A 22,084-nucleotide genomic window follows, 5' to 3' on the forward strand; every position below is an offset into this window, starting at 1 on the left:
GAGCTGAAAAGCTCAGCCAACTGAATAGACAACCGAACAGACGGGCGGTCGGCGATGACGCCGACCGCCCGTTCCGTCCCACGGACAGGGGCAGTCAGTGAAGGAGGAACGCCGCGATGGCCATGGCGATTGATGGTCTCGGCTCGGGATTGAACACCACGGACATCATCAACCAGTTGATGCAGGCCGAGGCGGTCCCGCAGAGTCTGCTCAAGAACAAGGTCAGCACCCAGAGCGCGGCGGTCAGCGCGTATCAGGCGGTGAACACCAAGGTCTCCATCTTGGCCACCGCCGCGAAGAACCTCAGCAGCCCCGACACCTGGGGCGCGATGAAGGCCACCAGCAGCTCCGACGCCGCCGTCGTGACGGCGCAGCCCGGCGCGTCTGCCGGAGCGCTGAGCTTCCGGGTCGAGTCCATGGCGACCACCCACTCCATGACCTTCACCGGCGGGTCGGTCAGCTCCGCCAGCGACGCCACCGGCTCGTCAGTGCTGTCCGGCAGTACGTTCGACATCACCTTGGCCGACGGCTCCACCAAGACGCTGACGCCGGTGAACGGCTCGCTGAACTCGGTGGTGGCCGCCATCAACGGCGAGGCCAACGCCGCCTACAAGGCGTCCGCCGTGCAGATCGGCGCCGGAAAGTACACCCTGCAGCTCACCGCGAAGACCAGCGGCGCGACCGCCGCGTTCGACGCCAGCAAGCTGCCCACCGGCCTCACCCTGGGCGCCGCGACGACCACCGTGCAGGGCGCCGACGCCCAGCTCCGGATCGGCGAGGACGCGGTGGACGGCTCCGGCAATCCGGTCTCGTCGTCGTACACGATCAGTTCGGCGACCAACACCTTCGCCAACGTGCTGCCCGGCCTGACCATCACGGCCACGCGGAAGCAGGCCGCCACGGACGCGGCGGTCACGGTCAACGTCGCCACCGACTCCGACGCCGTCGCGGCCAAGGTGCAGTCCCTGGTCGACAGCATGAACGCGGCGCTGACCGAGATCTCCACGCAGACCCGGACCCAAGGCGCCACCACCGCCAACGCCGGCCCGCTCGCCGGTGACTTCACCCTGAGCACGCTGCGACAGGATCTGCTGAGCAGCGTCTCCCGGGGCGTGACGGGTACCGACCCACTCAACCCCGCGCTCACCAGCAGCTTCGCGGACGTCGGCGTGTCGTTGACCCGCGACGGCACCATCGCGTTCGACAAGGACAAGTTTGTCGCCTCGCTGGCGGCCGACCCGGCGAAGACGCAGCGGTACTTCGAGTCGTACACCGAGACGGACTCCAAGAGCACCGCCAATCCGGGCGGCAAGGGCACCGAAGGCCTGTTCCAGCCCAACTTCGACGTTGCCCAGGGGCTCGGCCGCAAGCTGGAGCAGATCTCGCTGCAGGCCACGGAGGGGATCATCAGTCCGGGCGACCCCCTCAGCAAGGCCAAGCAGGGCACCCTGCAGGCCCTGATCCAGAGCCGCAACGACACCATCAGCGACCTCAACGAGCAGGTCAGCGAATGGGACGACCGGCTGGCGCTGCGCCGGCTGGCGCTGCAGACCCAGTTCACCGCCCTGGATACCGCCCTCAGCCAGATGCACCAGCAGCAAAGCTGGCTGTCCGGCCAGATCGCCAGCCTCGGTTGATGACCCCGACCGCCAGCCACGGTTAACGAAAAGAGCCTGACTGTGACCTCTGCGACCCCCGCCATGCGCGAGCGCTATCTCGCCGACTCCATCGCCACAGCCTCCCCGGCCAAGCTGCTGATGATGCTGTTCGACCGGCTCATGCTGGACCTGACTCGCGGCGAGCAGGCCCTGCTCGACGGGGACCGGCAGGAAGCCCGGGGCAATTTGCTGCACGCCCAGGACATCGTCCTGGAACTGCAGTCCTCGCTGAAGCTGGACGCCTGGGACGGCGCCGCTGATCTCGCCGCACTCTACGCGTTCGTGACGAAAGAGCTCATCAACGCCAACGTGAACAGCGACGCGGTCAAGGTACGCCAGTGCCGCGAGCTGATGGAGCCGCTGCGCGACACATGGCGCGAGGCGGCGCTGGCCACCGCGTCCACCGGAAGCTGAGGCCACGATGACCGACGACTGGCGTGACGCGTGGGTCGGCGCCCTGGATGAGCTGGAGGCGAACGTCGAGGTCATCGAGCAGATGATCAGGGACGAGCACCGCACCCAGGATCTGCCGGAGGCCACGCCGTGGAAGCCGCCGGCGGGTATCGGGCCGCTCCCGCTGGACCTGCGCTCGCGCGCGGAGGGCATCCTGGCCCGGCAGTTGGAGGTCGCGAAGGCCACCGCACTGGCGATCACCGCCAACCGGCGGCAGACCGCCCTGGCGTCCAGGATCGAGGTCGGCACGGCCGGCAAGGCCATTCCCTCGTACGTCGACTGCGCCATGTGACCCACCGCGCACTTGACCCGTCGCGCCATGTGACCCACAGCACCGAAACACCGAACCTGGTGGCCCCGCAGACGCGGGGCTACCAGGTTTTTTTGCGTGCAACTCCACGGCAACCGTTTCCCACTCAGCGGATTCGCGCGGACGCCGAAGCGGAATACGAGCACGGATAGCTCAGCACGAACGCCACGGACCGGCGGCAACCACAGAAGTAGAGACGGAAGGAGTTGTTGCCGTGTTCGACGACGTTTCGTCATCCGCGCTGCGCGTGGCCGTGTCCGGTCTGGCTGCGCGCCAGTCCGCCATCGCGGACAACATCGCGAACATCGAGACCCCCGGCTACCACGCCCGGAAGGTCAAGTTCGAGGAGGCGCTGAGCGGCGCGATCGCCGCCGGCCGTTCGCCGTCATCCGTGTCGCCCAGCGTGCAGCGCTCGCTGGAGCCCACCCGGCTCAACGGCAGCAACGTCAACCTCGACGAGGAGACGCTGTCGCACATCGACACGACGATGCGCTACCAGCTCGCGCTGCGTGCCGTGGACAGCAAGTACGGCCTGATCCGCGACGCGATCAAGGGAGTCTGAGCATGAGCATCTTCAACGCGATCGGCGTGGCCGGCACCGGCGTCACGGTGTACCGCAAGTGGCTCGACGCGATCTCCGACAACATCGCGAACATGGACACCGTCAAGCGGACGTCCGAGAACGCGTTCCAGGCCCGGTACGTCCAGGCCCAGGAGGCGCAGGACGGCAACGGCGCCCAGGTCGGCGGCATCGCACTGGGTAGCGCCCAGGGCCAGCTCTCGTACGAGCCGGACAACCCGCTGGCCGACACCGAGGGCTACGTCCGCCGCCCGGACATCGACCTCGGCAGCCAGATGGCCCAGATGATCATGGCGCAGCGCGCCTACCAGGCGAACCTCTCCGTGGTGGACCGCGCCCGCGACTCGTACACCGCCGCCATCAACCTCGGGAAGTGACGACGATGACCTCTCCGATCGATGCGATTGGCGCCATCTCCGGCGCCGGCGGTGTCTCCGGTATCGGCGGGATCGGCAATGTCTCCGGGATCGGCGATGTCTCCGCCGCCTCCGGGGCCCAGGCCGCGACCGGCCCGAACGCGAACTTCGCCGACATGCTGAGCAAGGGACTGCAGAGCGTGCAGGCATCCCAGGGCAAGGCGGACGACCTGGCGGTACAGGTCGCCAACGGCACGTTGAAGGACCCCGCGCAATACACGATGGCCGCCAATGAGGCGTCCCTGGCAATGCAACTGACCGTGGCTGTCCGGAACAAGGCCGTCGAGGCCTTCCAGGAAATCATGAGGATGCAGGCCTGACATGATCGACCGCCTTCCCGCGCCCGTACGCAAAGTCATCGACGGTTTCAAGGCATTCACGCCCGGCCAGAAGTCCGTCACCATTTTCGCGGTGCTCGCACTCGCGATCGGTGGCTACTTCTTCGCCACGTGGGCCGCCAAACCGACCTACGGCACCCTGTTCAACAACCTGTCGACCAAGGACGCCAGCGCGATCGTCGATTCGCTGCAGAAGAGCGGCACGCCGTACGAGCTGGCCAACAACGGCCAGACCATCATGGTCCCCCAGGACCAGGTGTACTCCGTGCGGCTGCAGCTGGCCGGCGAGAGTCTGCCCGGCGAATCCGACACCGGATACTCGTTGCTGGACAAGCAGGGCGTGACCACGAGCGACTTCATGCAGCACGTGGGCTACCAGCGGGCGCTGGAAGGCGAGCTCGCCAACACCATCAAGAGCATCGACGGGGTGCAGGGCGCCACCGTGCACCTGGTCATCCCGCAGAAGGACGTCTTCGCCGACGACCAGAAGAAGCCGACCGCGTCGGTTCTGATCACCGAGAAGGCGAACGACCAGCTCAGCAACCAGCAGGTGCAGTCGGTCGTGCACCTCGTCGCGTCCAGCGTGGAGGGTCTGCAGCCGGACCAGGTCACCCTGGCCGACGCCAACGGCCGGATGCTGTCCACCGGCAACGGCGCCGCGATCGGCGCGGGCAACGGCGGGGACGGCTCCGACGACCAGACGGTCACGTTCCAGAACCGGCTCAACAGCTCGCTGCAGACCATGCTCGACGCGGTCGTCGGCCCGGGCAACGCCAAGGTGACCACGAACGCGGCGCTCGACTTCGACCAGACCGAGACGAAGAAGGAGTCGTACCAGGCCGACCCGTCGCTGCCGGCGCTCGCCGAGAGCATCAGCCGGGAGGCGTACAACGGCAGCGGCACCAGCACCGGCGGCGTGCTCGGCCCGGACAACATCCAGGTGCCCAACGGCGCGTCCGGCAACGGCAACGGCCAGTACGAGAACACCGCCACGACCCGCAACAACGCGCTGAACAAGACCATCGAGGACCGCAAGAGCGCGCCCGGCACGATCAAGCGGCTCGGCGTCGCGGTACTGCTGAACAGCAAGACCGCCGGCCTGGTGAACCCGGCCGACATCCAGAAGCTGGTCAGCGCCGCCGCCGGCGTCGACGCCACCCGGGGCGACACGGTCGCGGTCAGCGCGATGCCGTTCGACACCAGCGCCGCCGACCAGGCGAAGCAGGACGCACTGGCGCAGGCCGCTGCGGAGAAGACCAGCCAGCAGATGTCGATGCTCAAGACCGGCGGACTCGTCGCGATCGTCCTCTTCCTGCTGCTGGCGGTGTGGTGGCGCGGCCGGCGGGCCAAGAAGCGCAAGGCGCTGACCGCCGCTGAGCTCGCCCACCTGGAGGCCATGCAGGCCGCCCTGGAGCAGCAGCGCCTGGCCGAACTGAACGCCGTCATCCCGGCGCCCGCGATCGAGGCTGTTGCCAACGAGCAGCTCGAGGAACGCCAGCGCGAGATCGAGAAGATGGTCGAACAGCAGCCCGATGAAATCGCCGCCCTGCTCCGGGGCTGGCTGGGCGCCGGCCGCTGACCACCTGACCAGTACGAGGGGGAGACTGAGTTGAGCACAGCGGCACTGACCACGACGTCCATGACGGGCCTGCGCAAGGCAGCCATCCTGCTGGTCCGGATGGGCACGAAGCACTCCAGCAAGGTGCTGTCCACCCTGCGCGAGAACGAGGTGGAGGAGCTCTCCGCCGAGATCGCCCGGCTGGGCAAGCTGGAACCCGAAGTCGTCACGGACGTGATCGACGAGTTCTATGCCATGGCCACCACCAAGAACGCCGGCGTCGGTGGCCTGGCCTACGCCCGGGATCTGCTGGAGGCGTCGCTCGGCCCCGAGCGGGCGGCGCTGATCCTGGACCGTCTCGAAGCCTCGATGACGGACATGCCGTTCAACTTCCTGAGCCACGCCGACCCGCGCCAGCTGCTCTCGTACGTTCAGTACGAGCACCCGCAGACCATCGCGCTGGTGCTGGCCCACGTGCCGGCGGCACTGGGATCCTCGATCCTGTCCGGCCTCGCACCCGAGGTGCAGTCCGACGTCGCCCACCGCATCGCCGTGATGGACCGCACCTCGCCGGACGTGATCCGGCAGGTGGAGCAGGCCCTGCAGCGCAAGCTCTCCACGGTGCTGCAGCCCGACCAGCTCTCCACGGTCGGCGGCGTGCAGCCGCTGGTCGACATCATCAACCGGGCCGACCGCACCACCGAGCGCCTCATCCTGGAGGCGCTGGAGGAGCGCAACCCGGAGATCGCCGAGGAGATCCGGCGCCGGATGTTCATGTTCGAGGACATCATCCTGCTCGACGACCGCGCGGTGCAGCTGGTACTGCGCCAGGTGGAGCCCAACGACCTGGCCACCGCGCTCAAGGGTGTGGCGGACACGGTGCGCAACAAGGTCACCGGCAACCTCTCCGAGCGTGGCCGCGAGAACCTGCTCGACGAGATGGACCTGCTCGGCCCGGTCAAGCTGCGGATGGTCGAAGAGTCGCAGCAGAAGATCGTGTCGGTGATCCGTTCGCTCGAGGACTCCGGCCAGATCGAGATCCAGCGTGGTGGAGAAGCCGATGAACTTGTTGACTGACGCGGTGCTGCGCGGCACCGACGCCGAATCCGCGGCGGTCGCCCGGTTCGCCGTGGACCTGCGTCGGCGGGAGCCGGGGGACACCCCGCCGGTGCAGCGGGCCAAGGAGGAGGCGCGGGGCGCCGGCTACGCCCAGGGCTGGGCCCAGGGCAAACGCGATGCGGCCCTCGAGCACGAAAGCATCCTGGAGAAGGCCCGCGCCGACGCGAAGGCGCACGTCCAGTGGCGCGAAGCGGTGCTGGACCAAGCCGTGGAAGCGATGGGCCAGGCCGCCGACCAGCTGGAATCACGGTACGTGCCGTCCGTCGAGGACATGCGCGAGGAAATCCTCGCGCACGCGTTCGCGCTGGCCGAGGCGATCATCGGGCGCAGCCTGGCGGACGCCGAGGGACGCGGGGTCGACGCGCTGCGGCGCGCCATGGCCATCGTGCCGCCCCGTGGCGATGTCACGGTCAGCCTGCATCCGGACGATTATGAGAATCTGGTCGGCGCGGCAACCGAGACCGACTACAACTACGAGGGGCGGGCGTTGCAGCTGCGACCGGATCCGGCCCTGAACCCCGGCGACGCCGTCGCCACGGTGGGCTCCACCGTCGTGGAGGCCACCATCGCCGCCGCCGTGCAGCGAGCCCGGGAGGCACTGAGGCTGTGACGGACGTGTTCCGCAACCGGCTCAACGCCGCCATGGTCGCCGCCCGGCCCCAGGCCAAGGGCAAGGTGACCGGGGCGGTCGGGTTGCGGATCACGGTCAGCGGCCTCGAGGCGCGCGTCGGCGATCTGCTGCAGGTCGGCGAGGGCGCCGACACCGTACTCGCGGAGGTCGCCGCGCTCGACGGTGAGCGGCTGTCCTGCCTGCCACTGGGCTCCATCACAGGCCTGGGCACCGGCAGCCCGGTGGTCAACACGGGTGGCCCGTTGCGCGTACCGGTCGGCCCCGACCTGCGCGGGCGCATCCTGGACGGGCTGGGCCGGCCGATGGACGGCGGCCCGCCGCTGACCGGCGACCCGGTCGGCATTGAGACCGCGCCGCCGTCCGCGCTGGAACGCCAGCTCGTCGACGCACCGATGGCGCTGGGCATCCGGGTGCTCGACACGCTGGTGCCGTGCGGCAAGGGCCAACGCATCGGCATCTTCGCCGGATCCGGGGTCGGCAAGTCCACGCTCATGTCGATGATCACCCGCGGCACGGCAGCGGAACTGAACGTCATCGCCCTGGTCGGCGAGCGCGGCCGGGAGGTGCGCGAGTTCATCGAGCACGACCTGGGCCCCGAGGGGCTGGCCCGTTCCGTCGTGGTCATCGCCACGTCGGACCAGCCGCCGCTGGTCCGGCTGCGCGCCGGGTCGGTGGCCACCCGGATCGCGGAGTACTACCGCGACGAGGGCGCCGACGTGCTGCTGATGATGGACAGCGTGACCCGCGCGGCGATGGCCCAGCGCGAGGTGGGGCTGTCCGTCGGCGAACCCCCCGCGACCCGCGGCTATCCGCCGAGCGTGTTCGCCATGCTCGCCTCGCTGCTGGAACGCGCCGGCCCGGGCGCCCGTGGCAGCATCACCGGCCTGTACACCGTGCTCGTAGAGGGCGACGACCACAACGAGCCGATCGCGGACGCGGCCCGCTCGATCCTCGACGGCCACATCGTGCTCGACCGCAAGCTCGCCACCGCGGGCCACTTCCCCAGCATTCAAGCGCTGGACTCCATCTCCCGGGTCGCGAACAAGATCACCACGGCGGATCAGCGGGCCGATGCCACCGAGCTGCGCCGGATGATGGCGGCCCACCGGGACATCCGCGAGCTGGTCGAGATCGGCGCGTACGTGCCGGGCACCAACGCCGACGCGGACCGCGCCAACGCCATCTGGCCGGAGATCACCGCGTTCCTGCGGCAGGGCCTGGACGAGCGGGTCACCGCCGAGCAGGCGTGGCAGGGGCTGCACGCGCTCGTGCAGCCGGCCGAGTAGCGCGCGCCACCTCCGCAGGTCCGAGTGCAGGCCGGGGAGCCGCCGCCCCCGCAGGTCCGAGTGCAGACCGGCCGCCGCTTCCGCAGGCCGGGTAAGCCGCCGCCGGGGTGCAGATCGGGTGCAGGCGCTCAGCGCCATCCGGGCCGGGCCGAACGTCGGGATGGAGACGCCCGCCCAGCCCGCCAGGAGGCCCCGTGAACCGGTTCTTTCGGCTCGCGCCCGTGCTGCGCGCACGCAAGGCACAGGAGGACGCGGCCCGCGGTGCGGTGCTGCAGTCGCAGGCCGAGATCCGTCAGGCCCAGGCGCTCGTGAAACGGCGCCACCTGGAACTCACCGGCTCGGACGCGCCCACCGAAGGCACGGCCCGCGCCATGGTCGCCTCGCTCGTGGCCCGCCAGTCCCTGGCGGCCAGCCTCTTCGACGCGCACCGGATGGTCACCGACGCCGAGGAGGCCAACCGGGAGAAGATGGCCGACCTCGCCGACGCCGCCAAACGCCGCCGGGCCGTCGAGATGCTGTCCGAACGGCACGCCGAGGCCGTACGAAAGCACGACCTCGCGACCGACCAGCAGAACCTCGACGAGCTGGCCATCACCGCGAAGGCCCGCAACGCCGCCCGCGGACTCGACGGGCTCCGCGAGGAACGCGCCAACCCGATGCGCCACGGCCGCGGCACCGCCGCCGACCGGGAAGCGGCCAGCCGCGCCGCCGCCAACGCGGTCGCCGCGCAGCGTCCCACCATCGACCTCGCCGACCCGGCCCTCACCCTCGCCGCCCAGCGCGCCGCCCTGGTGAGCGCTCAGCAGCGCACGGAACCGGCCGACATCGAGAACGACAGCACCGACGACGAGAACCGGAGCCGCGCATGATGGGCATCGACGGGATCATGGCCCGCATCTCGGAGCTGCAGAACCAGCTCGGGATCGTTCCCGCCGCCACCGCCACCGCCACGAGCGCCACCGGCAAGACCGGCGGCACGGCGTTCGCCGCCGCCCTGGCCGACGCCACGGGTACGGACACCGGCACGACCCGCACCGGCGCCACCGGCGACGACGTCGTGGCGGCCGCCAAGAAGTACCTGGGCACCAAGTACGTGTTCGGCAGCACCGACCCCGCCAACGGGCTGGACTGCTCCGCGCTGGTCCAGCGAGCGTACGGCGACCTCGGCGTCGACCTGCCCCGAAACTCGTGGCAGCAGGCGAAGGTCGGCACGCCCGTGGACGGCCTGGCCAACGCCAAGGCCGGTGACATCCTCGCGTTCGGGTCCCCGGTCCACCACGTGGCCATCTACCTCGGCGACAACAAGATGATCGCGGCGCCCAAGCCGGGCGACCACGTCAAGATCGAGTCGGTGTACGAGAAGCCGACGCACATCCGCCGCGTACTGGGCACCGAGGCGGCAGCCGGCACGTTCGGCACGGCCGCCGTGGCGCGCCCGGCCGCCCTGCAGCAGTCGGGCGACCTCGCCGGGGTGCCGTACGCGAACCTGTTCATGCAGGCCGGCGCGAAGTACGGCGTCTCACCGAAGCTGCTCGCCGCGGTCGCCAAGGTCGAATCCGGATACAACCCGAAGGCCGTCAGCCCCGTGGGGGCGCAGGGCCTCATGCAGCTCATGCCGTCGACCGCCCGCGGGCTGGGCGTACAGAACGCCTTCGACCCGGCGCAGGCCATCGACGGCGGCGCCAAGCTGCTCGCGCACAACCTCAAGGAATTCAAGTCGCTGCCGCTGGCCATCGCGGCCTACAACGCGGGCGGCGGCGCAGTGCACAAGTACGGCGGCATCCCTCCGTACGCAGAAACCCAGGCGTACGTGCCGAAGGTCCAGAAGGCGCTCGCCGCGCTTGGCGGCTGACACCGAGACATCGAGGAGAAACCGAGCGATGAGCACGCCGAGCACCGTCACCGGGGCGGACCGTACGACCGTGACCGACGCCTTCCGCCGTTCCACGACCACGTCCAGCGGCACCGGGGACGCGTTCGGTTCGGCGCTGTCCGCCGAGCTGAGCCGCCGCCCCGCGGAGCAGGACGCTTCGGACCAGGGCCGCCTGGACCGCGCCGGGCAGGACCGCGCCGCCCAGACCCGGGCCGCTGACGACGACGCCGTCCAGGAGCGGGCCGTCCAGGCCGACCGCGGCCGGGACCGCGCGCTGCAGAACCGTACGGCCCGGGAACGGGCCGGTCAGGGTCGCGCGGCGCAGCGGCGGGCGCAGTCCCGTGCCGCCGAGCAGCGGTACGCCGAGGCCAGCACGACCGGCCGCCGCGGTACGCGCCCGGCGCGACCGGAAACCGCGGACGCCACCGAGCCACCCGCCACCACGCCACCGGCCACCCCGCAGCCGAACGCCGGGCCGCAGAACGCCGCGGTCCCGGCTGTCTCGCCCACCGGGGCGGGCCAGGCCGCCGCGACGGATGCCGCTTCCGCGACGGACGGCCTGGTGATCACCGCAACGACCGCCGCCTCTGCGGGCGCGGCGACGACGTCACAGCCGGGCGCCGGAGCTGTGCTCAGCCCCGCCCAGAGCATGCCCGGCACCGTGCCGGCCGCGCCCGCCGAGGGTGCGGCCGCGAACGGCGTACCCACCGACCCGGCCGCACCTGGCGCCGGCCAGCCGCTGGTCACCGTGCCCGCGGCGACGACCGACGGGGACGCGGGAGCCATGACCGGGATCGGACGCGTCGCCGCGGCCGGCACTCCGGGGCTCTCCTCGGCCACGGGCCGGGCCGACGTGGCGCCGTCCCCGGCCACCACGGGCCTGTCCACCGGTGCCCAGCCCGCCACCGGCCCGTCCGCCAGCGCCCAGCCCGCCACCGGCCCGTCCGCCAGCGCCCAGCCCGCCACCGGCCCGTCCACCGGCGCCCAGCCCGCCACCGGCCCGGTCCTGGACGGTCCGGCGCCGGCCGGCGTACCCGTGACCGGCTCCGACCCGGCCGGCGTCATCCGTCCGGACAGCCTCGTCACCGCCGCGGTCCCCACCGCCGCGCAGCAGCCGGGCCCGCGGGTCACCGCGGCCGGTCCGGCCCAGCCCGCCAACCCGGTCCAGGACGCTCCGGCCACCGGTTCCGCGCCGCCGGCCGCACCGGTCGCCGGCGACCCGGTGACTGCTGCCGCCGCCCCGGCGGCACCCGGTGCCGCCACCACCGTCCCGGACGGCACGGATCTCACCGGTACCGCCCCGGCGGGCACCGGCGCCCCGGCCGCCACGCCCGGCGGCGCTCAGCCGTCCGAGGCCGCCCCGGCCGTGGCCACCGTCGACGCGAACCCGGCCGTGACCGCGCAGGCTGCCGCCCCGAGTGGCACCCAGCCTTCGCGCGCTGCCACGGAGGGGGGCACCATGGCCACGGACCCCGCCGCGCCCGCCTCCGGGCCGGCAACGGCCGCCCCCGCTGCGCACCCCGAGCCGGAATCCGGCGGCAACCCGGACGGCCGTCCCACCCCGGACCAGGGCGCGGCCACCCCGCCGGGCGCGGCCCGCACGGAAGCGGCCGGCCCGCCGATCGCCGTACCGGGCCAGGTGAGCGTGCCCGTGTCCACGGTCGGCCCGGTCGCCCGGGCCGAAGCGCCCGCGCCGCCCGCACCGGCACCGCCGGTACCGGCCGCGGCCCAGATCGCGCTGCGGATCGCCCCGCTACGGCTGGACGCTGACGGGGTCCACCGCCTGACCGTCAACCTGCACCCGGCGGACCTCGGGCCGGTACAGGTGATCGCGGAGATCCGCAACGGCGAGATCAACGTCCAGCTGTCCGGTGCGACCGACGCCGGAACGGACCTGCTCCGGCAGTCCCTGGACGACCTGCGCCGCCAGCTGACCGATTCCGGGTTCACGAACTGCTCTCTGGACCTGCGGCAGGGCTCTGCCCAGCAGGAACAGGCCCGCCAGCAGTTCGGCTTCCGGGAGGGCGGCGCACCGGGCGGTACGCGGCCGAACACCGCACCGCAGGCGCCGGAATCGCCCGTCCCGGGCCCGGTCCGGGCCGACGGCGCAAGCCGGCTCGACATCCGGGCCTGACCGCTGCCCAGGCGCAACGGCCAGCACCCGAACTGCACCTAAGCCGCGCGGAATCCCCGCCGAACTCGATGGCGGGAGAAGAAAATCCGCCCCACCCACGCCGACCCAGGAGGGCCGTCATGACCTCGCCGATCAGCGGCTTCGTCAGCAAGGACTTCGACGTCAACAAGACGGCGACGTCGATCTACAGCAACAAGACGACCACCGACGCCGGCAGCTCCAAGAACCTCGCCGACCAGGACACGTTCCTGAAGCTCCTGGTCGCGCAGCTCAAGTACCAGGACCCCTCGAACCCCGCCGACTCGACCCAGTTCCTGGCTCAGACGGCGCAGTTCACCCAGGTCGAGAAACTCGGCCAGATCGAGAACGTTCTCAAGAGCCAGCAGCTGATCGGGGCCAGTGCCCTGGTCGGTCAGCAGGTCTCCTACAAGGACGACAACGGCGCCACCCAGACGGGTGTCGTCAGCACGGCAAAGCTCAACGGAGACAGCGACCCGATCCTCGTGGTCGGGAACATGGATGTGCTGCTGTCCAAGGTCACGGAAGTCCACCGGCCGGGCTGATCCCAGCCCACCCGCCCCAACTCTCTCCAAACCGGGAAGGACACCCCAACCACATGCTGCGTTCCCTGTTCTCCGGCATCTCCGGTCTGCGCGCCCACCAGCAGATGATGGACGTCACCGGCAACAACATCGCCAACGTGAACACCACCGGCTACAAGTCGTCGCAGGCGGTCTTCCAGGACACCCTGTCGCAGATGGTCAACGCGGCCGGTGCGCCGCAGCCGCAGGCCGGCGGTACCAACCCGGCCCAGGTCGGCCTCGGTGTGCGCATGGCGAGCATCAACTCGAACTTCACCCAGGGCGCCGCGCAGACCACCGGCAAGTCCTCGGACATGATGATCCAGGGCGACGGCTTCTTCGTCGTCAAGAGCAACGGCGAGTCGCTGTACACCCGCGCGGGCTCCTTCACGTTCGACGGCAACGGTTCGCTGACCACCCCGAACGGCCAGATCGTGCAGGGCTGGACCGCGAACAACGGCGTGGTCAACACCGCGGGCGCCCCGGGCAACATCAAGCTGCCGATCGGCATCAGCCTGGCCCCGACGCAGACCACCAGCATGACGTTCACCGGCAACTTCTCCTACGAGGCCGTCCCGGGTGACTACAAGGACATCCCGGTCACGGTGTACGACGCCGCCGGTGCCTCCAAGCCGCTGCTGGTGCGGTTCACCCGGCAGGCCGCCGCGGACACGTGGGACATCTCCATGCCGAACGAGGTCCCGCCGCCGGCCCCGCAGAGCATCACGTTCGTCAACGGCAAGCCGACCGTCACGTCGCTGACCATGAACGGCTACAACCTCGACATCACGGACTGCACCCAGTACAGCGGTCTCACCGAGTCGCGGGTCAGCAACTCCGACGGTTCGGGCGCGGGCGTCCTCAGCTCGTACACGGTGTCGAACACCGGCCAGATCGTGGGTGTGTTCAGCAACGGTCTCAAGCAGACCCTGGGCCAGCTCGCGCTCGCGAACTTCAACAACGTCAACGGTCTGGAGAAGATCGGTGACTCGATGTTCCGCAGCACGGTGAACTCGGGTCTGGCGCAGGTCGGTGCGGCCGGTTCCGGTGGCCTCGGCCTGATCTCCAGCGGCATGCTGGAAATGTCGAACGTGGACCTCGCCCAGGAGTTCACCAACCTGGTCATCGCCCAGCGCGGTTTCCAGGCCAACAGCCGGATCATCACCACCAGCGACGAGATCCTGCAGGAGCTCGTCAACCTCAAGCGCTGACGGTGACTGAAACGACGGCCGGGATGGGTCAGCCTGTCCCGGCCGTCGCATGTCCGGCCCTCGTGGCCGGGTAGTCGCAGACCGGACTCCGCACCCGGATCGCGACTTGTGCGCCCTCAATCGCACCCACCGCATGTCCGATGGACATGTGAGGGGCCACGGAAGGCCCTGACCAGCCGCAAGACGACCAAGGACGGATCCGTGATCCTCGTAACCCGCCTGAACGGTGCCGTGTTCGCCCTGAACCCGGACCTGGTCGAGCGCGCCGACTGCACGCCCGACACGGTCATCACTCTGGTGGATGGCACGAAGTACGTCATCGCTGAGTCGGTGCCCGAGTTCATCGACTCGATCCGGCACTACCGCGCCTCCCTGATCGCCCAGGCGAGCCGCATCGAGGACGCCGACGCGTCCGCCACCATCGACGACACGCAGGACGCCGTGGTGCTCCCGCTGCACCGAAAGGACCGCTGATGGATATCGCCACCATCGTCGGCGTAGGCGCCGCCCTGGTCATCGTGTTCACCGTCCAGTTGCTGGAGGGTGGCTCGCCGGGGTCGATCCTGCTGATCCCGTCACTGCTGCTGGTGTTCGGCGGCGCGTTCATGGCGGCTACGGCCGGCGGCGTGCTGAAGGACGCGATGAACTTCCCCAAGCTGCTGCAGAAGGCGTTCCTCGCCAAGGTGGCGCCGCCGACCCAGCTCGTCGACGACATCGTCAAGCTGGCCGAGCGGGCGCGCCGCGAGGGCCTGCTGGCGCTGGAGGACGCGGTCAAGGAGGTCAAGCACACCTTCCTCAAGCGCGGCCTGCAGCTGGCCATCGACGGTACCGACCCGGATGAGCTGCACGACATCCTGCAGGCCGAGATCGCCGCGAAGAAGAAGGCCGACAAGGCCGGCTTCAAGATCTTCGAAGGCATGGGCGGCTACGCGCCGACGATCGGCATCATCGGCACGGTCATGGGCCTGGTACACGTGCTGGAGAACCTCAGCAAGCCGGAGACGCTGGGCCCCGCCATCTCCGCCGCGTTCGTCGCGACGCTGTGGGGTGTGCTCAGCGCCAACCTGATCTGGCTTCCGCTCGCCTCCCGGCTCTCCCGGCTGTCCGCCATCGAGTGCGAGGAGATGGAGCTCATCATCGACGGCGTACTGGCCATCCAGTCCGGCTCGAACCCGCGCCTGGTGGCCCAGAAGCTGCGCAGCCTGCTGCCTCCGGAGGCGCGCAAGGCCGCCGAGGCCGCATCCACCAAGAAGGCGGCGTAGCCGATGGCTTCCAAGGGCGTGAAGCGCCGTCGTGGCGGTGGCCACGAGGAGCACGAGGAACACGTCAATCACGAACGCTGGCTCGTGTCGTACGCCGACATGCTGACGCTGCTGTTCGTACTGTTCGTGGTCCTGTTCGCGATGAGCACGGTCGACCAGAAGAAGTTCGCCGAGCTGGCGGCGGGTCTGTCCGCCGGCTTCGGTGCGCAGACCGTCGCGTTCCAGGGCCAGACGTCGAACCTCGACGGGAACGGCCCGGCCACGCAGGTCCTCAACATCGACCCGGGGGCGCGGCCCGACGACGGCACCTCCGGCACGCAGAAGATGACGCCGGAGCAGAAGGAAGCCGTCAAGCGGGCGATCCTCGCGGAGGGCCGGATCCAGGCTTCCAAGAACGCCGATGCGGCGGCCAAGGAAGCCGAGGACCTCAAGAAGATCGAGCGGAAGATCTCGGACGCACTCGTCAAGGTGAAGCTGCTCGACCAGGTGCGGTTCACGATCGACCGGCGCGGTCTGGTGGTCACCGTGGTGACCAACGAGGTGGTCTTCGCGGGCAACCGGGCCGACCTGCAGCCGGGCGGCGCCAAGATCCTCAGTGCGGTCGCCCCGCCGTTGCGGGTGCTGCCGAACCCGATCGAGGTGGACGGGCACACCAACCAGCTCAACGCCCCGACCACGTACTACCCCAGCGGCTGGGAGCTGTCGGCTGCCCGCGCCTCGCGGGTGGTCCGGTACCTGACCGACGCGGGGTTGGCCAAGGGCCGGATGAGCGCCGCCGGGTTCTCGGACACCAGGCCGCTGATCGACCCGAAGGACCCGCGGTCGATCACCATGAACCGCCGGGTCGACGTCGTCGTGCTGACGATGCTCAAGCCCGATCAGGCCGCGCTGCTGCCGTCCGCTGCGGGCGCCGACGCGAAGCCGCACATCGGCCAGACCACGGCCGAGGCGAACGCCGGCGCGGGGACCACCACCCCGTCGACCACCACGAACGGCACCACCACGAACGGCACCACCACGAACGGCACCACCCCGAACGGCACCACCACGAACGGCACCACCCCGAACACGACCACCACCACGCACGGCTGACCGACAGGAGGTTTCGATGAGCGAGAAGGAATCGGCCGACACGCCGAAGAAGAAAAAGGGCAAGCTGCTGCTCTTCATCGTGGCGCCGGTCCTGCTGCTGGGCGGCGGCGGAGCGGGCGGGTATCTGCTGTTCGGGCCGCAGAAGGCGGAGGCCAAGCCGAAGGCGCCGGAGAAGGGCGTGGTCGTCACGTTGGAGGATCCGCTGACGATCAACCTGTCGGCCGGGCACTATCTGAAACTGGGCTTCGCCATGCAGATGACCACGGACGCGGGCACCGAGGAGGTCGACACCGCCGAGGCGAAGGACCTCGCGATCGAGCAGTACACCGGCCTGGACGTCGCGGTGCTGGAGAACGAGAAGGGCCGGGAGAAGGCCAAGGAGGACCTCCTCGCCAAGCTCGAGCAGGCGTACCAGAAGGACAAGAAGCAGATGATCATGGACATCTACTTCACCCAGTTCGTGACGCAGTGACGCATTGACGCATTGACGGTGCGCCGGACCGGACGGATATCCGCCCATCCGGCGCGCTGGTGGACAAAAGCGAACCACAGGCTCAGTGGTTCGCGAAACGAGCCGATAAGGACGACGTGACCAACTCTCCGTCTGCGCCCGCCACGGGGCGGGGAAGTATGCCGCCGGCCGGGCGGGGCAAGATGTCCCGCCGCGGTACCGGAGGGCCGGCACCCTACGACTTCCGCCGCCCGATCAAGCTGTCCCGCGAGCACGTCCGGATGCTGCAGATCGCGTTCGAGACGTACGCCCGCGGCTGCGGCACGCTGCTCACCACCCGGCTGCGGGTCGTGAGCAGCGTGACGTTGAACTCGATCGAGCAGCTGAACTACGACGAGTACGTCGCGACGCTGGCCAACCCGACGATCCTGGCGCTGGTCTCCCTCGACCCGCTGCCCGGCACGGTGCTCATGGAAATGTCCTCACCCGCGGTGATGACGGCCATAGACCACATGCTGGGTGGTCCGGGCGGTCCCCAGCCGGAACGCCCGTTGACCGACGTCGAGATGCCGCTGCTGCGCGGGCTGCTGGAGCGGATGCTCGGCGAACTGCGTTACGGCTTCGAGACGCTGGTCGACATCAGCCCGAAGCTGCGGGACGTCGAATACAACGCGCAGTTCCTGCGGGCGCATCAGCCGGGCGACGCGGTGGTGATCGCGACGTTCGAGATGAAGATCGGCACCGAGGAGTGCGTGGCCAGCATCTGCCTGCCGTTCAACACGATCCTGCCGGTGCTGGAGCACCAGGAGGCGATCGAGCTGACCGCCGCCGAGCAGATGACCCGCGACCTCGCGCTGCGGAACCTGACGTCAGGACTTTCGGCCGCTCCGATCGACGTAGCCGTCCGATTCCACCCCATTCGGATGCGTACCGATGACATCGTGGATCTACGCCCTGGCGACGTCGTGCCGCTGGGACACCCGATCAGCGTGCCGCTGGACGTGACCGTCAACGACACCGTCTTCGCCCACGCTGTGCCGGGTAACCAGGGCGCCCGGCTCGCGTGCCTCGTCGTGCCGTCGCCCCAGGAACCGTCCAAGGAGGTTGGCCGCCTGTGACCGCGCCCACCATCACCGAGCCGCAGGTCGCGCTGGCGCGCAGCGCCGCCGAGGCAGCCCGCGCCGTCCTGCCCACGAGCCGCGAGCTGGTTGTCGGCGACCCGGTCGCGCCCAGCGAGGACCTGCTCGCGACCGGCCAGGCCATCACTGCCCGGTTCAGTGGCGCCGCCACCGGCGACGTGGTCATCGTGGTCGAGCAGGACCTGGCGGACGCGCTCAAGGAAAGCCCGCTCGGCGAGCTGGACCTCACCGCCGCGGTACGCCCCGCCCTGGAGGCTGCCGCCCGCATGTTCGGACCGGTCGTGCTGGACCCGGGTCAGGTGATGGAGCCCGCCGTGGCGCTCAGCGCGCTGGCCCCCAAGCCGGGCTCGGTAGCCGTTCCCCTGGTGGACGGCGAAACCATACGGGCGATCGTGGCACTCGCGCCCAACCCGTGGCCCGCGGAGATCGGCCCCGGCGGCGTACCGGCCCGGCGCCCGGATCTCGGCCCGATCCGCGGCGGCCTGGACATGCTCCACGACGTCGAGATGGAGGTCTCGGCCGAGCTGGGGCGTACCCGGATGAGCGTGCGCGAACTGCTGTCACTGATTCCGGGCGCGATCGTGGAGCTGGACCGTGCCGCGGGCAGCCCCGCAGACCTGCTGGTGAACGGGCGTCTCGTCGCCCGCGGCGAGGTCGTGGTCATCGACGAGAACTTCGGGATCCGGATCACCGAGATTATCGCCCCGGGCAGCGAACAGGGGTAGCCGTCGGTGATCGAACTCGTCCTGCGGATCGGCTTCTCGCTGCTGATCGTGTTCGGTTTGATGTGGGGCCTGGCCAAGGTGGTCCGGCGCCCGCTGACCGGCCGCCACAGGACGCCCAACCTCGCCGTACTGGACCGTCAGCAGCTCGCCCGCGGTGCCGTGGTGACGGTGGTGCAGGTCGCCGACCGGGCCCTGATCCTCGGGGTCACCGACCAGTACGTGAGCCTGCTCGGCGAGGCCGAGCTGCACATGTTCGATCCGCTTCCACCGGTGACGACGAAGAAGCGGGACCCGGTGTCGTTGGAACCGGAGGCCACCCTCGCGCCGGACCTCGGACTCCACCCCGACCTCACACTCCCGGCAGACCTGGCGGTACGGCATCGTGGTGGCCGGCTGGACGGCTCGCTGCTGTCGCCGCGGACCTGGCGGGCGACCATGGAGTTTCTCCGGGAACGGACGTCGAGGCGATGATGCGTCGAGGGCTCGTGCTGCTGCTGACCGGCCTGGCGCTGGCGATGTCGCCCGCCACCCAGGCGTCGGCCGCGCCGCCGGCTCCCGCTCCCACCCCGGCGCCCGCCCCTACGCAGCACGCCCCCGCGGTGCGGGTGCTCGCGTACCGGGCGCCGGTCGGGCCGACCACCCCGGCCGCGCCGATCTCGCCGAGCGCCCCGGTCAACATCAACGTGAACGTCAACGGCCAGAACCGGCCCGGCAACTCGCTGGTGATCCTGCTGGGCATCACTCTGCTGTGGGTGCTGCCGGCGCTGTTGCTGGTGTGTACGCCGTTCACCAAGGTGTTCATGGTCCTCGGGATCGCCCGTAACGCGCTCGGGTTGACCAGCATGCCGCCCAACCAGGTGATCGCCGGGCTGGCGCTGTTCATCAGCATGTTCATCATGGGCCCGACGCTGCAGCAGATGAATCAGCAGGGCCTGCAGCCGTATCTCAACGGCCAGAAGAGTCAGTCGCAGGCGTTCCACGACGGCATCCAGCCGTTGCGCGAGTTCATGTACAAGGCGACCCGGAACGACGAGATCGCCCTGATGGTGAAGGTGTCGGGGCAGCCGACCCCGGCGAACAAGGACGACCTGCCGCTGACCACCCTGGTGCCCGCGTTCGTGCTGTCGGAGCTGCGTGCGGCGTTCATCATCGGGTTCGTCATCTTCGTCCCGTTCATCATCATCGACATGGTGGTGTCCGCCTCACTGATGTCACTGGGCATGATGATGTTGCCCCCGGTGACGGTGGCGCTGCCGTTCAAGCTGTTGCTGTTCGTGCTGGTCAACGGGTGGAGTCTGATCATCACCGCGCTGGTCGCGAGTTACGGATGAACTTCGACGCGCCGCTGGCGACACTGCTCGCGGTGATGCTCGGTTCGGTACGGGCCGCGGCGTGGCTGGTCGTGTGCCCGCCGTTCAACTCGCGGCTCATCCCAGCGCCGGTCAAGGCGCTGTTGTCGGTGGGGCTGGCGTTGCCGATGACGTCGTACCTGACCGCCAGCCTGCCCTCGGTGGAGACCTCCGCGATCATCGCGAGCGCGGCCCTGCAGGTCTTCATCGGCGCGACCCTCGGTTTCATCACGGCGCTGTACTTCGCCGCCATCCAGGCGGCCGGCGACCTGCTCGACGTGTTCGGCGGGTTCACGCTCGCGGCCGCGTTCGACCCGTTGTCGCTGAACCAGAGTTCGGTGTTCGGCCGCTTCTACAACCTGATCGCGGTGACCCTGCTGTTCGCCACGGACGCGCACCAGTTGATCCTGCGCGGTTTCCTGCACTCGTACGAGACGGTGCCGCTCGACTCCTCGTTCTCGCTCTCCACGCTGGGGCGCCTGCTGACCCAGGGGGTCGGTGACATGTTCCTGGCGGCGCTGCAGATCGCGGGTCCGCTGATCGCCGTACTGTTCCTCACCGACGTGGCGTTCGGCCTGCTCAACCGGGTTGCTCCCGCGCTGAACGCGTTCCAGCTCGGCTTCCCCGCCAAGATCCTTCTGCTGCTGCTCCTCTCCGGCATCGCGATCGCCACACTGCCGCGCGCGCTGGACACGCTCGTCGACAAGGCGGTCACCGCGGTGGTACAGCTCAGCGGCGGCTGATTCGCGCCGAACGGGATGACAGCAGACCCGGGGAGGTGACGTGGCCGGCGAGAAGACCGAGAAGCCCACCGCGCAACGGCTCAAGAAGGCCAGACAGGAAGGCCAGATCGGGCGTAGCCCGGACATCGGCGCCTGGGTGGGCATGCTGGCCGGAAGCATCGTGCTGCCCAAGACGCTGGGTACGGCGATGGATCACGCCCGCGAGCTGATGTCGAAGATCCCCGACACGATCGCGGATCCCGACCCGCACGTCGCCCTCGGAATTCTCAAGGAAGGGCTGATGAGCGCGGCCTGGACCGTGCTCCCGCTCGCCTTGACCATGATGGCGGTGGGCATTGCCGCGGCCGCCAGCCAGGGCGGCATCCGGGTCGCCACGAAGCTGTTCATCCCGAAGTTCAGCCGGCTCAACCCGCTGCCCGGGATCAAGCGGATGTTCGGCTCCCAGTCGCTGTGGGAGTTGACCAAGGCCCTGGTGAAGACGACCGTGCTCGCCGCCGTGGTGTACGCCACGATGAAGGACATGGTGCCGCTGCTCATGACGGCGGGCCAGTTGCCGCTCGGTTCGCTGCTCGGGGTCGTCAACAAGGCGGTGATCTCGGTGATCCGGGCCGCCTCCGTGGCCGGCATCGTGATGGCCGCGGCCGACTACTTCATGGTGCGCCGCCGCACCAACAAGCAACTGCGCATGAGCAAGGAAGAAGTCAAGCAGGAGCACAAGAACACCGAGGGCGACCCGCACGTCAAGGGACAGATCCGGTCCCGGCAGATGGCGATGGCCCGCAACCGCCAGATGGCCGACGTGCCGAACGCGGACGTGGTGCTGGTCAACCCCACGCATGTGGCCGTGGCGTTGCGGTACGACCCGGACAAGGGCGCGCCCAAGGTGATCGCCAAGGGTCAGGGTGCGATCGCCACGAAGATCCGTGAGCTGGCCACCGAGAACCGCGTCCCGATGGTGCAGGACGTTCCGCTGGCTCGCGCCCTGTACAAGGGTGTCGACGTGGGTCAGGAGATCCCGGCCGAGTTCTTCGGTGCGGTGGCAAAGGTGCTGGCGTTTGTGATGAGCCTCAAGTCCAAGGGCTCCGCGGCCGGTATGCATCGCAACCCGCACGCAACCGCGGCTGCCGCCGCATAGGGGCCAATGTGGGAGATTTACTCACATCCCGTCCATAACC

Annotated in this window: 25 protein-coding genes; all 25 read left to right on the forward strand. The window is 69.7% G+C overall.

Annotated elements, in window-relative coordinates; genetic code table 11:
* Positions 1–116: 116 nt before the first annotated feature.
* The 25 genes from fliD to flhB all read left to right on the forward strand — a co-directional run bounded on the left by fliD (position 117) and on the right by flhB (position 22,044).
* Complete coding sequence (gene fliD / locus ACMCNK_RS18515; RefSeq protein ID WP_412737657.1) at positions 117–1,637, forward strand: flagellar filament capping protein FliD; 1,521 nt, start codon at positions 117–119, stop codon at positions 1,635–1,637.
* 42 nt (positions 1,638–1,679) lie between these two features.
* Positions 1,680–2,072 (forward strand): flagellar export chaperone FliS, encoded by a 393-nt coding sequence (fliS, locus tag ACMCNK_RS18520; protein WP_412737658.1) that lies wholly within the window; start codon positions 1,680–1,682, stop codon positions 2,070–2,072.
* A gap of 7 nt (positions 2,073–2,079) precedes the next feature.
* The gene (locus ACMCNK_RS18525) at positions 2,080–2,403 is read left to right on the forward strand and encodes a hypothetical protein (protein ID WP_412737659.1); all 324 of its coding nucleotides are present in this window, start codon (positions 2,080–2,082) and stop codon (positions 2,401–2,403) included.
* Positions 2,404–2,635: 232 nt separating this feature from the next.
* On the forward strand, positions 2,636–2,983 hold the full coding sequence (locus ACMCNK_RS18530; protein ID WP_412737660.1) for a flagellar basal body rod protein FlgB: 348 nt from the start codon (positions 2,636–2,638) through the stop codon (positions 2,981–2,983).
* A gap of 2 nt (positions 2,984–2,985) precedes the next feature.
* The gene (locus ACMCNK_RS18535) at positions 2,986–3,378 is read left to right on the forward strand and encodes a flagellar basal body rod protein FlgC (protein ID WP_412737661.1); all 393 of its coding nucleotides are present in this window, start codon (positions 2,986–2,988) and stop codon (positions 3,376–3,378) included.
* A gap of 5 nt (positions 3,379–3,383) precedes the next feature.
* Complete coding sequence (gene fliE / locus ACMCNK_RS18540; RefSeq protein ID WP_412740903.1) at positions 3,384–3,737, forward strand: flagellar hook-basal body complex protein FliE; 354 nt, start codon at positions 3,384–3,386, stop codon at positions 3,735–3,737.
* 1 nt (position 3,738) lies between these two features.
* Positions 3,739–5,334 carry a flagellar basal-body MS-ring/collar protein FliF gene (fliF, locus tag ACMCNK_RS18545; RefSeq protein WP_412737662.1) on the forward strand — a complete coding sequence of 532 codons (1,596 nt, stop codon included), beginning with the start codon at positions 3,739–3,741 and terminating at the stop codon, positions 5,332–5,334.
* 30 nt (positions 5,335–5,364) lie between these two features.
* Complete coding sequence (gene fliG / locus ACMCNK_RS18550; RefSeq protein ID WP_412737663.1) at positions 5,365–6,390, forward strand: flagellar motor switch protein FliG; 1,026 nt, start codon at positions 5,365–5,367, stop codon at positions 6,388–6,390.
* The gene (locus ACMCNK_RS18555) at positions 6,374–7,042 is read left to right on the forward strand and encodes a FliH/SctL family protein (RefSeq protein WP_412737664.1); all 669 of its coding nucleotides are present in this window, start codon (positions 6,374–6,376) and stop codon (positions 7,040–7,042) included. Before fliG ends, ACMCNK_RS18555 begins: the two co-directional genes overlap by 17 nt.
* Positions 7,039–8,349, forward strand: coding sequence for a FliI/YscN family ATPase (locus tag ACMCNK_RS18560; RefSeq protein ID WP_412737665.1), 1,311 nt, complete (start codon positions 7,039–7,041; stop codon positions 8,347–8,349). The genes ACMCNK_RS18555 and ACMCNK_RS18560 overlap by 4 nt, the downstream gene beginning before the upstream one ends.
* Before the next feature lie 194 nt (positions 8,350–8,543).
* Positions 8,544–9,218 carry a flagellar export protein FliJ gene (locus tag ACMCNK_RS18565; protein WP_412737666.1) on the forward strand — a complete coding sequence of 225 codons (675 nt, stop codon included), beginning with the start codon at positions 8,544–8,546 and terminating at the stop codon, positions 9,216–9,218.
* Complete coding sequence (locus ACMCNK_RS18570; RefSeq protein ID WP_412737667.1) at positions 9,215–10,201, forward strand: transglycosylase SLT domain-containing protein; 987 nt, start codon at positions 9,215–9,217, stop codon at positions 10,199–10,201. Before ACMCNK_RS18565 ends, ACMCNK_RS18570 begins: the two co-directional genes overlap by 4 nt.
* Positions 10,202–10,229: 28 nt before the next feature.
* Positions 10,230–12,356 carry a flagellar hook-length control protein FliK gene (locus ACMCNK_RS18575; RefSeq protein ID WP_412737668.1) on the forward strand — a complete coding sequence of 709 codons (2,127 nt, stop codon included), beginning with the start codon at positions 10,230–10,232 and terminating at the stop codon, positions 12,354–12,356.
* A gap of 119 nt (positions 12,357–12,475) precedes the next feature.
* Positions 12,476–12,919 carry a flagellar hook assembly protein FlgD gene (locus ACMCNK_RS18580; protein ID WP_412737669.1) on the forward strand — a complete coding sequence of 148 codons (444 nt, stop codon included), beginning with the start codon at positions 12,476–12,478 and terminating at the stop codon, positions 12,917–12,919.
* A gap of 53 nt (positions 12,920–12,972) precedes the next feature.
* On the forward strand, positions 12,973–14,148 hold the full coding sequence (locus ACMCNK_RS18585) for a flagellar hook protein FlgE (protein WP_412737670.1): 1,176 nt from the start codon (positions 12,973–12,975) through the stop codon (positions 14,146–14,148).
* Positions 14,149–14,349: 201 nt separating this feature from the next.
* Positions 14,350–14,622 (forward strand): flagellar FlbD family protein, encoded by a 273-nt coding sequence (locus ACMCNK_RS18590; protein ID WP_412737671.1) that lies wholly within the window; start codon positions 14,350–14,352, stop codon positions 14,620–14,622.
* The gene (locus tag ACMCNK_RS18595; protein ID WP_412737672.1) at positions 14,622–15,410 is read left to right on the forward strand and encodes a motility protein A; all 789 of its coding nucleotides are present in this window, start codon (positions 14,622–14,624) and stop codon (positions 15,408–15,410) included. The genes ACMCNK_RS18590 and ACMCNK_RS18595 overlap by 1 nt, the downstream gene beginning before the upstream one ends.
* A gap of 3 nt (positions 15,411–15,413) precedes the next feature.
* A complete protein-coding gene (locus ACMCNK_RS18600) occupies positions 15,414–16,502 on the forward strand; it encodes a flagellar motor protein MotB (RefSeq protein WP_412737673.1) in 1,089 nt (362 codons plus the stop codon).
* A 16-nt stretch (positions 16,503–16,518) separates the two neighbouring features.
* Complete coding sequence (locus ACMCNK_RS18605) at positions 16,519–16,974, forward strand: flagellar basal body-associated FliL family protein (protein WP_412737674.1); 456 nt, start codon at positions 16,519–16,521, stop codon at positions 16,972–16,974.
* A gap of 182 nt (positions 16,975–17,156) precedes the next feature.
* Positions 17,157–18,071 (forward strand): flagellar motor switch protein FliM, encoded by a 915-nt coding sequence (locus tag ACMCNK_RS18610; protein WP_412737675.1) that lies wholly within the window; start codon positions 17,157–17,159, stop codon positions 18,069–18,071.
* On the forward strand, positions 18,068–18,817 hold the full coding sequence (gene fliN / locus ACMCNK_RS18615; protein ID WP_412737676.1) for a flagellar motor switch protein FliN: 750 nt from the start codon (positions 18,068–18,070) through the stop codon (positions 18,815–18,817). Before ACMCNK_RS18610 ends, fliN begins: the two co-directional genes overlap by 4 nt.
* Positions 18,818–18,823: 6 nt before the next feature.
* Positions 18,824–19,288, forward strand: a complete 465-nt coding sequence (locus ACMCNK_RS18620; RefSeq protein ID WP_412737677.1) for a FliO/MopB family protein — start codon at positions 18,824–18,826, stop codon at positions 19,286–19,288.
* Complete coding sequence (fliP, locus tag ACMCNK_RS18625) at positions 19,288–20,148, forward strand: flagellar type III secretion system pore protein FliP (RefSeq protein WP_412737678.1); 861 nt, start codon at positions 19,288–19,290, stop codon at positions 20,146–20,148. The genes ACMCNK_RS18620 and fliP overlap by 1 nt, the downstream gene beginning before the upstream one ends.
* The gene (locus ACMCNK_RS18630) at positions 20,145–20,909 is read left to right on the forward strand and encodes a flagellar biosynthetic protein FliR (protein WP_412737679.1); all 765 of its coding nucleotides are present in this window, start codon (positions 20,145–20,147) and stop codon (positions 20,907–20,909) included. The genes fliP and ACMCNK_RS18630 overlap by 4 nt, the downstream gene beginning before the upstream one ends.
* 40 nt (positions 20,910–20,949) lie before the next feature.
* Entirely contained in the window at positions 20,950–22,044 is a 1,095-nt protein-coding gene (flhB, locus tag ACMCNK_RS18635; protein WP_412737680.1) for a flagellar biosynthesis protein FlhB, read from the forward strand.
* Positions 22,045–22,084 lie beyond the last annotated feature (40 nt).

It is taken from the genome of Krasilnikovia sp. MM14-A1259 (genome assembly GCF_047159535.1).
In the GTDB taxonomy this organism is placed as follows: domain Bacteria; phylum Actinomycetota; class Actinomycetes; order Mycobacteriales; family Micromonosporaceae; genus Actinoplanes.

Bases quoted from the DNA above. Each gene is read 5' to 3' on its own strand.
- ACMCNK_RS18555 (WP_412737664.1), top strand. From the start codon at position 6,374: ATGAACTTGTTGACTGACGCGGTGCTGCGCGGCACCGACGCCGAATCC.
- ACMCNK_RS18575 (WP_412737668.1), top strand. From the start codon at position 10,230: ATGAGCACGCCGAGCACCGTCACCGGGGCGGACCGTACGACCGTGACC.
- ACMCNK_RS18580 (WP_412737669.1), top strand. From the start codon at position 12,476: ATGACCTCGCCGATCAGCGGCTTCGTCAGCAAGGACTTCGACGTCAAC.
- ACMCNK_RS18600 (WP_412737673.1), top strand. From the start codon at position 15,414: ATGGCTTCCAAGGGCGTGAAGCGCCGTCGTGGCGGTGGCCACGAGGAG.
- fliE (WP_412740903.1), top strand. From the start codon at position 3,384: ATGACCTCTCCGATCGATGCGATTGGCGCCATCTCCGGCGCCGGCGGT.
- fliD (WP_412737657.1), top strand. From the start codon at position 117: ATGGCCATGGCGATTGATGGTCTCGGCTCGGGATTGAACACCACGGAC.
- ACMCNK_RS18585 (WP_412737670.1), top strand. From the start codon at position 12,973: ATGCTGCGTTCCCTGTTCTCCGGCATCTCCGGTCTGCGCGCCCACCAG.
- ACMCNK_RS18570 (WP_412737667.1), top strand. From the start codon at position 9,215: ATGATGGGCATCGACGGGATCATGGCCCGCATCTCGGAGCTGCAGAAC.
- ACMCNK_RS18610 (WP_412737675.1), top strand. From the start codon at position 17,157: ATGTCCCGCCGCGGTACCGGAGGGCCGGCACCCTACGACTTCCGCCGC.
- ACMCNK_RS18595 (WP_412737672.1), top strand. From the start codon at position 14,622: ATGGATATCGCCACCATCGTCGGCGTAGGCGCCGCCCTGGTCATCGTG.
- ACMCNK_RS18525 (WP_412737659.1), top strand. From the start codon at position 2,080: ATGACCGACGACTGGCGTGACGCGTGGGTCGGCGCCCTGGATGAGCTG.
- ACMCNK_RS18605 (WP_412737674.1), top strand. From the start codon at position 16,519: ATGAGCGAGAAGGAATCGGCCGACACGCCGAAGAAGAAAAAGGGCAAG.
- ACMCNK_RS18630 (WP_412737679.1), top strand. From the start codon at position 20,145: ATGAACTTCGACGCGCCGCTGGCGACACTGCTCGCGGTGATGCTCGGT.
- fliP (WP_412737678.1), top strand. From the start codon at position 19,288: ATGCGTCGAGGGCTCGTGCTGCTGCTGACCGGCCTGGCGCTGGCGATG.
- ACMCNK_RS18535 (WP_412737661.1), top strand. From the start codon at position 2,986: ATGAGCATCTTCAACGCGATCGGCGTGGCCGGCACCGGCGTCACGGTG.
- fliF (WP_412737662.1), top strand. From the start codon at position 3,739: ATGATCGACCGCCTTCCCGCGCCCGTACGCAAAGTCATCGACGGTTTC.